Raw genomic sequence first — 11,652 nt, 5'->3', positions numbered from 1 at the left:
GATTGAAAGTTGCGCATACCAAATCGTTCCTTTTACAAAGAAAAAAGAATCTGTGCCCTTGTATCCTCCCATGAACACAAAAAAGTTGAGCGGAAGTTTTCCTTCTGCTCAACTTTTTTTGGGCTGCGCATGGGTTACTCCACGCCGTCCTTGAAGTTTTTAGTATAGTTTTTATCACCTTTGTGCTCCAGGTCCTTCACCGTTTTCTCAAGCGTAGAGACAATCTCTTCTTTAACCTGTGTCAGCGTTTCGTAAAACAACGCCTCTTCCGTACCTATGATTTTGACGCCGCTGATGGCCTGCATGGATTGAAAGCGTCTGTGCTGATCAGCAAGATCGTCAATCGCTTTCAGCGTGTGCATCGTTTGCAGAAATAAATCCTTATGTTGCTGATTGGAAAGTCGATCCTCAAGTTGTTTCATTCGTGTGTTCATCGGCACTCTTCCCTTCATTTACAATATGAGGATGGCTACTTCAAGCAGTTCCTTACTTCCATTGTATAATTTTCCTTCTGTCAAAAACAACTTTTATCCATCCCGCTCCAAAGTCACTGTCTCCATAAGCCATCTGAAACAAAAAAACTCCTAAACAGATAACATGAAAAATGAATTCATGATTATCTGCTAGGAGTTTGTGTTGGTTTTAATCGTTATTCGTTATTTTCCATCCATTGAAAGTGGAAGCTTCCTTCTTTATCAAGGCGCTGGAACGTATGTGCTCCAAAATAATCCCGTTGCGCTTGCAGTAAATTAGCAGGAAGTCTTTCAGTACGATAGCTGTCATAATACGCTAATGCGGAAGAGAACGCTGGAACCGGAATGCCTCTAGTTACAGCAATGGAAATGACTTTTCTCCAAGCCTCCTGATAGTTCTCAACAATATTGCTGAAGTATTCATCCATCAATAGGTTGTTCAGAGCTGGATTGCGGTCATAGGCATCCTTAATATTTTGCAAAAATCTTGCACGGATAATACATCCTCCGCGGAAGATCATCGCAATGCTGCCATATTTCAAATCCCAGTTATAAGCGTCAGAAGCAGCTCTCATCTGTGCAAAGCCTTGCGCGTAGGAAGCGATTTTGCTTGTGTACAGCGCTTTGCGAACAGCTTCGATAAATTCCTGCGGATCACCGTCGTAGCTGGATACCGCTGGGCCGTTTAATTTTTTGCTCGCAGCCACACGTTCTTCTTTCATAGCGGAGATAAAGCGAGCGAACACGGATTCCGTAATGATCGACAATGGCACGCCCAAATCCAATGCACTTTGGCTAGTCCACTTGCCGGTACCTTTTTGTCCTGCTGAATCGAGAATGACATCTACCATTGGTTTGCCTGTTTCCGGATCAATTTTCTTGAAAATATCAGCCGTTATCTCGATCAAATAACTATCCAGCTCGCCATTGTTCCATTCCGTGAAAATGTCATGAAGCTGGCTAGTGTTCAAGTTCAACACATCTTTGAGCAGGTGGTACGCTTCGCCGATGAGCTGCATATCGCCGTATTCGATGCCGTTGTGTACCATTTTGACATAGTGGCCAGCGCCGTCTGCACCGATATAAGTGCTGCATGGATCACCATTCACTTTTGCTGAAATGGCTGTCAAGATTGGCTCTACAAGCTCGTATGCATCTCTTTGACCGCCTGGCATGATAGCTGGTCCGTTAAGCGCACCTTCTTCGCCGCCAGAAACGCCGGCTCCGATAAAGCGGAAGCCTAATGCTTGAAGTTCTTTGTTTCTGCGCTGTGTGTCTGGAAAATAGGCGTTTCCGCCATCAATTAGAATATCTCCTTGATCTAGAAACGGCACCAACTGATTGATCGTATCATCTGTCGGTTGACCCGCTTTCACCATGATAAGAATTTTACGCGGCGATTCCAGTGATTGTACGAATTCTTCCACACTGAATGCACCGACAAAATCTTTTCCTTGTGCCTCCGCCAACAGTTCATTTGTTTTCTCTGCTGAACGATTATACACGGCAACCGAGAATCCTTTGCTTTCTATATTCAAGGCTAGGTTTTTACCCATTACGGCCAAACCAACCACGCCAATTTGTTGCTTTTTCATGATAACTGCCTCCCTGTCATTACTGTCCTGTTGTAGATAAACATTTATGGATTAACGTTTGGAAACCGCAGCTTACTGCTGCGCCGTTTTCTTCCAATCAGCTGCGAACTTCTCCATGCCTTGATCCGTTAGAGGATGTTTGGAGATTTGTTCGATTACAGAGAACGGAATCGTTGCTATATGTGCCCCAGCCATCGCTACACGAGTGACATGATCCGGGTGGCGAACAGATGCAGCGATGATTTGGGCATCCAGATTGTGCGTACGGAACAATTCAGCAATCTTCGTGACGAGCAGAACACCATCTTCTGAAATATCATCCAAACGACCGAGGAAAGGAGAAACATAAGTAGCTCCAGCGCGAGCAGCCAAAAGCGCTTGGTTCACAGTGAAAATCAATGTTACGTTTGTTTTCACGCCCTTTTTGGTCAAGTAGCGGCAAGCTTCTAGACCAGCTAGCGTCATCGGAAGCTTAATTGTAATGTTTTTATCATTGTTGTTGATTTTGATCAGTTCATTTGCCTGCGCGATCATTTCTTCAGCTGTTTCTGCGTCAGGCGTTACTTCTGCTGATACCGATTCTACCTCTGGCACTTCGCGAAGAATTTCTGCTATACGGTCTTCGAATTTCACGCCTTCTTTGGCAACCAAAGATGGATTCGTCGTAACACCAGACAATACACCGATTTTATAAGCTTTTTTGATATCTACCAAATTTGCAGTGTCGATGAAAAATTTCATAATTAAAACCTCCGTTTTTTATTATTAAATTTTTATTGTCTTCGTGCGTTGCTTAGCGTAATTCTTTCGCCATTCGAACCACATTATCTACTGAAAAACCGAAAAACTCCAAAACTTCACTGCCTGGTCCAGAAGCACCAAACGTATCGATGGACAATACGCTGCCGCTTGGTCCTGTGTAGCTATCCCAGCCTAACGAAATGCCAGCTTCAATAGCTAAACGTTTCGTAACAGATGCAGGCAGCACTGATTGCTTATATTCTTCCGATTGACGGTTGAACAATTCACGGCTTGGCATAGCTACTACACGAACCGAAATATTTTCCTTCTCAAGTTCAGCTTTTGCGCCTACAGCCAAGGAAACCTCAGAACCGGTACCAATCAGAATAATGTCAGGCTTGTCGTTTGTCTCCGTTAGAACATAACCACCGCTGGCAACCGCAGCGACATTGCCTTTAGTTTCTTCATATATAGGCAGGTTTTGTCTGCTTAGTACTAAAGCTACTGGTCCTTGATTTTGCTGCAAAGCATAAGCCCAAGCATTAGCCGTTTCATTGGCATCAGTCGGACGGATGACTGTAAGCCCAGGAATCGTGCGCAATGCGGTCAAATGCTCAACGGGCTCATGAGTAGGCCCATCTTCGCCAACAGCGATGGAATCATGTGTAAATACGTAAATGACAGGAAGCTTCTGCAGTGCAGCCAAACGAATGGACGGACGCAGATAGTCGCTGAACACGAAGAATGTACTTACAAACGGTTTTACGCCGCCGTGCAGTGCCATACCATTACCAGCAGCCCCCATAGCATGCTCACGAACACCGAAGTAAATGTTTCGTCCTGCATAAGATTCAACAGCAAAGGTTTTTTCGCCATTAATATCGGTCATCGTTGAATGGGATAAGTCTGCGCTGCCGCCAAAAATTGAAGGCACCGTTTTAAGGTAATGATTGATCGCTTGACCGCTCGCTACACGTGTAGATACCGTTTTGGAAGCATCGAAAGTAAGAAGATCTGCAGCATCGATGACAACAGAACCTTCAATGACTTGCTCAAGTTCCGTACCAAGCGCCGGATGCTGTTGTTTATAAGCAGCCATTAGCTGATTCCACGCTGCTTCTTTTGCTTCGCCTTTTTGTTTCAACTGTGCAAAGTGAGCTTGAACTTCTGCTGGAACGGTAAATTCTTCCTCATGATCCCAACCGTAAACCGCTTTTGTCGCTATTGCCTCTTCTTTGCCTAGTGGATTGCCGTGCACTTTATTCGTTCCCGCTGCCTTGCTTCCATATCCGATAACCGTACGAACTTCGATAATGGTCGGCTGCTCTTCATTGCTCTTTGCTGCCTCGATCGCTTTTGTGATTTGTTCGATATCATTGCCATCTTCAACACGCAAGTAGTGCCAATTAGCAGATTCCGCTCTCTTCTGCATGTTTTCCCCGAAAGAAAGATTGAGGTCGCCGTCTAAGGAAATATCGTTGGAATCGTACAATACAACGAGTTTATCGAGCTTCATATGTCCAGCCATAGACATCGCCTCGTAAGAAATTCCTTCCATTAAGCAGCCGTCTCCGACAAGTGCATACGTGTAATGATCAACAACCGGGTATCCGTTTTGATTAAATTTTGATGCTAGGTGTGCTTCGGCCATTGCCATACCTACAGCCATCGCAAGCCCTTGTCCCAGTGGCCCTGTTGTTGCATCAACGCCATCTGTATGGCCATATTCAGGATGTCCAGGCGTTTTGCTGTTCAGCTTACGGAACTGCTTCAAGTCCTCGAGCGATACGTTATAGCCGGATAAATGCAGCAGGCTGTAAAGCAAAGCCGAGCCATGACCCGCCGATAAGACGAAACGGTCGCGGTTGAACCATTTTGAATGGCTCGGGTTGTGATTAAGATGGTTGCCCCAAAGTGAGTACGCCATAGGCGCAGCTCCCATTGGAAGCCCTGGATGTCCGGAATTTGCAGCGTTTATAGCATCGATAGACAGTGTACGGATTGTATCAATAGATAGTTGTTCAATTGTTTTTGTATTAAGCATATTGTTCTCCTTTTATGGTTTCGATTTCTTGTTCGGTCTTCTCATCGAACCACCAATGGAAGCCGTCTTGTGCGAGCAGCATATCAGACTCAATCGGCCCGTATGTGCCAGCTGCATAACGATGCAGCGGAACTAAGTTTTCTTCATAAGCTTCCAAAATGGGTTGAACCCATTTCCATGACAATTCGACTTCGTCCCAATGTGCGAAAAATGTAGAGTCGCCGTGCAAAGCATCGTGAATCAAATTCTCATAAGCTTCAGGCACATTGTCTCTCGTCGCATGGAAATCGATATTCATGGGCTTGAATTCGCCCTTGTGCTGAGGGTCTCTCGTATTTAATTGCAATCTAATGCTCTCGTCTGGACTGATCTCAAAAACAAGCAGATTAGGCATTTTGCTATCATCGTTTGTTGCAGCCTGCTTTATTGGTTCTTTGAACTCGATCACAATTCTTGTTGATTTGTCCTTCATTCTTTTGCCTGTACGGATATAGAAAGGAACGCCCCGCCAGAAGTAATCGTCAATTTGCAGTTTAGCCGCAATAAAGGTGTCATTCATGGAGTTTGCAGCAATGTTTGGTTCGGAGGTATATCCGACCACCGATTTCCCTTGAATCTCTCCTTCTCCATATTGTCCTCTTATCACTTGGGTGTTGACATCTGCTTTTTGCAGCAGTTCCAGTGATTCCATGACCAGCTTCTTTTTGAAACGAACATTTTCTGAAGTGCTGTTGTTCGGGAGGTGTATGGTCAACATCATGAGCAATTGAAGCATATGGTTCTGGAACATGTCTCTGATTGCACCAACATGATCATAATAGCCAGCTCTTTCTTCCACGCCTACAATTTCGTTTGCCGTAATTTGAACGTTGGCAATGTAGCGTTTGTCCCAAAGTGCTTGAAGGACTGGATTGCTTTGCTGCAGAACCTCAAGCTTCTGAACCATCGGCTTGCCAAGATAATGATCAATGCGGAAAACTTCTTCTTCCGCAAACGATTTGCTCAGGTTTTCATTCAATTCTCGAGCAGACTGCAAATCATGACCAAATGGCTTCTCGATTACAAGCCGCTTCCAGCCATTAGCGGAACCAAGCCCGCTTTCATGAATGTTAGCTGCAATCGGTTCAAAAAATTCAGGTCCAACCGACAAGTAAAACAAGCGATTGGGTGCAACGCGCAGCTCTTCTTCCCGTTTCTCAATAAGACGAAGAAGCTTATGGTAATCTTCTTTGCGGCCAACATCCAATACACTATAGCGGAAAGCACGCAAAAAATTTTGAATCAATTCGGGATCATTTGCTTCACGCCTGGAAAACATACGAAGAGATTGTTCGACATTGTCCTGAAAGGTTTTATCGGATAGCTCTCTTCTTCCGAGGCCGACCACGGAGAAGAACTCCGGCAGCTTTTGATCAATAAATAAATTATACAAAGCAGGGTAAATTTTTCTTTTTGCTAAATCCCCTGTCGCTCCAAACAAAACAAATGTGGTAGCCTCCATGTTCTTTCTCCTTCCAGCAGTGCTTTGTAGTTAGTACTGGTTTCTATTTCCTAATTCCACTATAATACGAATATGACCTATACAAGTAATTCATATTTTTCACAGGAGCTATAGATACTGTCTATGATCAATTATGAGCTATACAAAGTTTTTTACTGGACGGCGAAGAAGGGAAGCTTATCCCAAGCCGCAAAATCGTTGTATATCACCCAGCCGAGCGTTAGCCATGCCATCAAGCAGTTGGAAGACAGCTTAGGCATCATTTTGTTTTACCGGAATTCAAAGGGCGTTGCTCTGACGCAAGAGGGTGAAATCCTTTATTCCTATATTGAGAAATCTCAAATTCTGATCTCGCTAGCTGAAGAAAAGATGGCGGCTCTTAAAAATTTAGACAGCGGTGAGCTGCGGATCGGTGGAAGCGATTCGTTGTTCAAGCATTATTTGCTGCCTTATTTGGAAACCTATCACGAAAAATATCCCGGTATCAAGCTGCATCTGAATCATGGGACTACACCAGAAACCATCGCTTTTCTGAAGGAAGGCAAAATCGATTTGGGCGTCGTTCGTATGCCCATCGTCGATTCGCAGCTAGAGGTTATGAAGGGCATTCAACTGCAGGATTGTTTTGTAGCAGGAGCTCGATATGCTGAGCTTAAGGACAAGGTGCTTTCACTAGAAGTGCTGCTCCAATATCCAATTATCCTGTTCTCTCGAAACAGTCGTGTACGAATGGCGATTACCGAACTATTTCAAAATTATGGGCATCAAATCAAGCCAGAAATTGAGGTAGGAAGCGTTGATCTGCTCATCGAATTCGCGCGGAAAGGCCTCGGCATTTCTTATGTGACTAAAGAATTTATTGCCAAAGAATTGGAAGAAGGTTCTCTCTTTGAAATTCAATTGGATATTCRGATGCCTCCTTCCCAAGTAGGCTTTATGATCATGCACAATATGCCATTATCCAATGCGGCAAGCAAGTTTCTGGAGCTAGTGAAATAGCAGCTTATGGAAAAAAAGGTCAAGTACGGTGAGTACACACCATGCTTGACCTTTTCCATTTCACAACCAAATTATAAAGCTGCAAAACGTTTCTCTGTTTTGGCTAAAATCGAAGTTCTTGCTTCAAGTGGTCGATTATCCATCCCTGCATAATTAAACCATTTCAGCTTATGAAAACCCATTTTTCTGAAGGTTCCACGGAATATTATTTTGGTGATGGGATTTCCAAATATCCATCTATAGATAAACCCTGGAGTAGCCATCACCGTTAATAACGATACACCCTTAAGCTTATTTAACTTGTTGACAAAGGGTCTGCTCGGTTTCGGTTCTTCATAGATGATTCCTTTGGAAAATACTTTATCTAAAAAGCCTTTCGTCATCGCAGGCATTGATTCCCACCATATGGGGAAAATAAATATAATGTGATCCGACTCGAACATTCTTTGTTGATAATCGTTGACAAGGGGATCTAACGTTTTCTTTTGTCTCCACGCAGCAAGCTCTTTCGCAGACATCACTGGATTAAATTCATCTGCATGCAAGTCAATGAGATCGATTTGGTGTCCACCGGTATGAAGACCTTTAGTTACAGAACCGAGCAACGCGGCTGAAAAGCTTCGTTGATGAGGAATATTCTCGGACGCCGTAGCTGTGTAGGGATGATCAAATATAATAAGCACCTTCATATTGTTCACTCCATTATTTGAAATTAATGAACCATTTATTCCTAAGCTATATTCATAACCTAATTAACGTTATAGATGCTGCTCCTCTTGTTATCCTTTAATGATAGCCTCTTTATTTTTGGCAAAAAACATCTGCTCCCACAGTCCTTCTTGCTCATACACCTCTTGCTTTCCATTCTCTCTAACAGTCAAAGTAACCGTCCCAATACAACGAACATACGTAGGATTCATTCTCAATAGTTTTACAGCGATCCGCTGAGGGAAGGAAAGCTTCATGCCACTCAATAAAGAATCTGCCACGATATCACCTTTTCGATGATACTCAATTTGATAAGTTTTGTTTTTTCCAGAGGTTTGATTAAATTTCAGCTTGTTATCCATGAATTTTTTAGTAAAAGGATGATTTATCGTTTCCTGCCGTTCTATCATCATAAACTCTTCACGATCTTCCAAAATCACGCCGTTTTTTGCAATCATTATAATTGGCTGCCGTGTATATTTATATTTCTTGTCGGAAATGATATCGCAAGATATTACCGAGCTTCTATCAATTTTCACATCACATTTTTGTTTGGATGCACGAATGGCGCTGCCCTTCTCTTCGGATATCTTTTTTGAAATATGTCTTCCATCCGGCAAAGTTAAATCAAACCTTATCGTTGGGCATGCATCACCTTTAACATCGAACTCATTTTTCGTATAAAATACGACGACAATTTTGGTGCCATCTGTATACTCAGCGTCAAAATACCACCACTCGTAGCTCCCCGCCTGACCATCTGTCCTCATCCCGTCTTCCCATACAGCTGGTTCTTTAGTGATACCTATTCTTTTGTAATCTTCTATTTTATGGGCTAAAGTCACACTTTTGTTCATTCAAAAGATCTCCTCCATATATAAGTGACACACTTGTATACCTTATTGGGTTCGATTATACTTGGATGTATCTTAGCAGGTCAATAAGTGTGACACAGGTTACACATTACATAAAATATTTCTGAATATTTTAATTCAAAATCAATTATTCGCCCTTCTTAATGATCAATTCGTTGTTTATTTGGAGGCTATGGCTCATATCGTAGGCAATAAGCATGCAAACCTGAGTGAAATAGAAAAAGAGTATATGCGTACCATGCTCGCTGCCGGATTATGGAGCATATTGAAAAAATGGATGATTCGGGGTTGTATTGAATCTCCTGAAGAAATGGCTAGAATGACACTAATATTTTTCGATGTTTAGTTAAATCAATCGATCCTATATCGAAAATACATAAAACCGCTGTTCTGAAGAAATTTTCTTCATTCCAGCGGTTTTATATCGTTAACTTATATCTTCTAAAAAATTTTTAGCTTTTAGGGTACCGATTATTGCTTTATTCCAACTTTATTTTTGGAATTTAGAATTTAATAATTATATTCGTAGTTACTTATTTCCAAGCAAAGTCTATTTCCCGTGCCTTTTTTTATTCCGATTATAACTACGCAAACAATAAAAGCCAAAATCATAATAACATCATAGAGAATGTATAATATATTACCCGCCATAGAGTCACATCCCTTATTACTAGTGCTTCTATATCGTATCATGAAAAATAGCAGATTCATATTATCAACAATGATAACCGCACAAAACGGAACAGCTTTATAAAGAATCAGGTGGTTTCTAATTCATAGTATTAATGTCGATATCTTAAGACTAGCTTGATTCGAATGGAAGTGATTCTGCATGAAGAGACGGTTTCTTTTGTAACAAGCGTTTCGCAAAAAGAGTAAAAAGAATCAAGGAAATCGCGACGGACAAAGCACTGACGATGAACAACACCTTATAGCTTGCATACTGAGAGACAGAGCCTAACATGATTGCACCTAACCCAATACCAAGGTCATTAGCAGTCGAGATTGAGGCGTTTGCAACTCCTATACGATTTGGGTGGGCCAACCGGATCGTAGCCGCTTGAAGAGCTGGCTGCGCCGAACCGAAGCCAATACCATATAATATCGCCGATAGTAGTACACCCATCAATCCGCTCGAGAGGCTCAATACAATCAATGCACCAATCGTAATTACAAGTGCCGGTACAATGACAAAAATTTCTCCGTATCGATCAGATAGTTTTCCCGAAATGGGACGGCTTAGGGCAAGCGTTGCAGCAAATGCTAGAAAAAACGCGCCGGAATTAACCTGAATCGACTCAGCGAATAGCGGAACAAAGGTTGTAATGCCGCCATAAGCAATAAAGAGAAAAAATACCGAGGCCGCAACGGGCAAAACCGATTTTTCGAATAATTCAATTTTTCTTGAGCCAGCTTTTGRCTGGAAAGGCATTTTTGCACCTAACATGAGGAACAGTGCCCCAGCAGCGAGAACCACGGCAATTAAAAACAATTCGCTGTATGATCGATTTTGAGCAACCCAGATGCCGAACATCGGGCCGATCGCCATAGCCAGTGTCATGGACGTGCTAAACCACCCCATTCCCTCACCGCGGCGGGTGGACGGAATCATATCTGTAATCGCCGTCATCGTAGCAGTAGTAGATACCGCCCAGCTCATGCCATGCAATATTCTGAGCCCCAGCAAAACAGCAATTCCCCCGACCCAGTTATACAAATACATTGCTAGAATGAAGAGAATCAGTCCCCAAATGATAAACGGACGCCTGCCGAACCGGTCTAGCAGCCCRCCAACAAGCGGCCGTAAAATAACAGCAGACAACATAAAAGCACCCATCGCCAGACCGACCTGCGATTCATTGCCTCCCAGTTGTTTGATGAACAGCGGAAGTGTCGGATACAGCATATAAAATGCGTTAAATAAGAACAGGTTACCTATAGTCATGAGAATAAACGACTTCGTCCATAGGCGTTCGATATTTCATTCCTCCTCAGGTGCAAAAATGTTTTGATTTTTACTGATGAACAATAATCAGGAAATACAGATGATATAAAGAAGCTTAAACCTTGGAGTGAACTCCAAGTCAATACATAAATTCAACTTGTTTCGGAATAAAATTAATGGCCAATTTCAATGACATAATAATAATAATTGATTCATTAATGAACACTTGTCTATAATTATAAACAGATGCAAAACATCTGCAATTGTCAACTGAATGCGATTTGTTAATTAATGAACAACTTCTGTATATTTGTTAATTATTTACGAAAGCCTGGTGACCTGATATTGGCTAAAGTGGATCGAAGAATACAAAAAACGCAGGAAGCGTTAAAAAAAGCGGTTATAGATCTGATGTCAGAAAAAAATTTTGATGATATTACAATTCAGGATCTTTCCGACAGGGCGAATGTGAGCCGCGGGACCATCTATCTTCATTATTTAGATAAATATGATCTGCTGGATAAACTCATTGAAGAACATATTGACGTGCTAAGGGTAACGTGCAGAGCGGCTGCGGAATTGGATTTTACCGAATCGACTCTAATCTGGACTGAATATTTTGAACGTCATTATTCATTTTTTTCCATGATGTTGGCGAGTAAAGGCGCTCCTTACTTTCACGGTCGATTTCTTGCATTTCTTTTCGAAGAATTTAAGAATGAGATCGATGTAACGAAAGGAAAAAATGAGGGGTTAAATGAAGATCTTCTC

Annotated in this window: 11 protein-coding genes; 3 read left to right on the top strand and 8 right to left on the bottom strand. The window is 42.3% G+C overall.

Features of this window, described 5'->3' with window-relative positions; translation table 11 throughout:
- Positions 1 to 134: 134 nt before the first annotated feature.
- From AB4Z17_RS29410 to zwf, 5 genes are all read right to left on the bottom strand, one after another.
- Positions 135 to 452 (bottom strand): hypothetical protein, encoded by a 318-nt coding sequence (locus tag AB4Z17_RS29410; RefSeq protein ID WP_339202986.1) that lies wholly within the window; start codon positions 450 to 452, stop codon positions 135 to 137.
- A gap of 197 nt (positions 453 to 649) precedes the next feature.
- A complete protein-coding gene (gene gndA / locus AB4Z17_RS29405; RefSeq protein WP_441912320.1) occupies positions 650 to 2,068 on the bottom strand; it encodes an NADP-dependent phosphogluconate dehydrogenase in 1,419 nt (472 codons plus the stop codon).
- 72 nt (positions 2,069 to 2,140) lie between these two features.
- A complete protein-coding gene (gene fsa, locus AB4Z17_RS29400) occupies positions 2,141 to 2,809 on the bottom strand; it encodes a fructose-6-phosphate aldolase (RefSeq protein ID WP_076265617.1) in 669 nt (222 codons plus the stop codon).
- Between the two features lie 52 nt (positions 2,810 to 2,861).
- A complete protein-coding gene (gene tkt, locus AB4Z17_RS29395; RefSeq protein WP_441963785.1) occupies positions 2,862 to 4,853 on the bottom strand; it encodes a transketolase in 1,992 nt (663 codons plus the stop codon).
- On the bottom strand, positions 4,846 to 6,354 hold the full coding sequence (zwf, locus tag AB4Z17_RS29390) for a glucose-6-phosphate dehydrogenase (protein WP_441912323.1): 1,509 nt from the start codon (positions 6,352 to 6,354) through the stop codon (positions 4,846 to 4,848). Before zwf ends, tkt begins: the two co-directional genes overlap by 8 nt.
- A 123-nt stretch (positions 6,355 to 6,477) precedes the next feature.
- Between zwf and AB4Z17_RS29385 the strand changes: the two genes are divergently transcribed.
- Entirely contained in the window at positions 6,478 to 7,353 is an 876-nt protein-coding gene (locus AB4Z17_RS29385; protein WP_441963783.1) for a LysR family transcriptional regulator, read from the top strand.
- A gap of 71 nt (positions 7,354 to 7,424) precedes the next feature.
- On the opposite strand, the gene AB4Z17_RS29380 is transcribed toward AB4Z17_RS29385, so the two are convergent.
- Complete coding sequence (locus AB4Z17_RS29380; RefSeq protein WP_441912325.1) at positions 7,425 to 8,042, bottom strand: NAD(P)H-dependent oxidoreductase; 618 nt, start codon at positions 8,040 to 8,042, stop codon at positions 7,425 to 7,427.
- Positions 8,043 to 8,132: 90 nt separating this feature from the next.
- Positions 8,133 to 8,918 carry a hypothetical protein gene (locus tag AB4Z17_RS29375; protein ID WP_441963781.1) on the bottom strand — a complete coding sequence of 262 codons (786 nt, stop codon included), beginning with the start codon at positions 8,916 to 8,918 and terminating at the stop codon, positions 8,133 to 8,135.
- A gap of 115 nt (positions 8,919 to 9,033) precedes the next feature.
- Here AB4Z17_RS29375 and AB4Z17_RS29370 point away from each other — a divergent pair, with 115 nt between their 5' ends.
- Positions 9,034 to 9,282 carry a TetR-like C-terminal domain-containing protein gene (locus tag AB4Z17_RS29370; protein WP_441963789.1) on the top strand — a complete coding sequence of 83 codons (249 nt, stop codon included), beginning with the start codon at positions 9,034 to 9,036 and terminating at the stop codon, positions 9,280 to 9,282.
- Positions 9,283 to 9,738: 456 nt separating this feature from the next.
- Here the strand turns inward: AB4Z17_RS29370 and AB4Z17_RS29365 are convergent, their stop codons facing one another.
- Positions 9,739 to 10,914, bottom strand: a complete 1,176-nt coding sequence (locus tag AB4Z17_RS29365) for an MFS transporter (protein ID WP_441963787.1) — start codon at positions 10,912 to 10,914, stop codon at positions 9,739 to 9,741.
- A 312-nt stretch (positions 10,915 to 11,226) separates the two neighbouring features.
- On the opposite strand from AB4Z17_RS29365, the gene AB4Z17_RS29360 reads away from it, so the two are divergent.
- The coding region (locus AB4Z17_RS29360; RefSeq protein ID WP_441963779.1) for a TetR/AcrR family transcriptional regulator at positions 11,227 to 11,652 on the top strand (426 nt) is incomplete at its 3' end.

It is taken from the genome of Paenibacillus sp. TAF43_2 (assembly GCF_052113545.1).
Lineage (GTDB): Bacteria > Bacillota > Bacilli > Paenibacillales > Paenibacillaceae > Pristimantibacillus.
Note: the sequence above shows the minus strand (reverse complement) of the source record. Positions and strands in the feature narration are given on the sequence as shown.

Bases quoted from the DNA above. Each gene is read 5' to 3' on its own strand.
- AB4Z17_RS29410 (WP_339202986.1), bottom strand. From the start codon at position 452: ATGAAGGGAAGAGTGCCGATGAACACACGAATGAAACAACTTGAGGAT.
- gndA (WP_441912320.1), bottom strand. From the start codon at position 2,068: ATGAAAAAGCAACAAATTGGCGTGGTTGGTTTGGCCGTAATGGGTAAA.
- fsa (WP_076265617.1), bottom strand. From the start codon at position 2,809: ATGAAATTTTTCATCGACACTGCAAATTTGGTAGATATCAAAAAAGCT.
- tkt (WP_441963785.1), bottom strand. From the start codon at position 4,853: ATGCTTAATACAAAAACAATTGAACAACTATCTATTGATACAATCCGT.
- zwf (WP_441912323.1), bottom strand. From the start codon at position 6,354: ATGGAGGCTACCACATTTGTTTTGTTTGGAGCGACAGGGGATTTAGCA.
- AB4Z17_RS29380 (WP_441912325.1), bottom strand. From the start codon at position 8,042: ATGAAGGTGCTTATTATATTTGATCATCCCTACACAGCTACGGCGTCC.
- AB4Z17_RS29375 (WP_441963781.1), bottom strand. From the start codon at position 8,918: ATGAACAAAAGTGTGACTTTAGCCCATAAAATAGAAGATTACAAAAGA.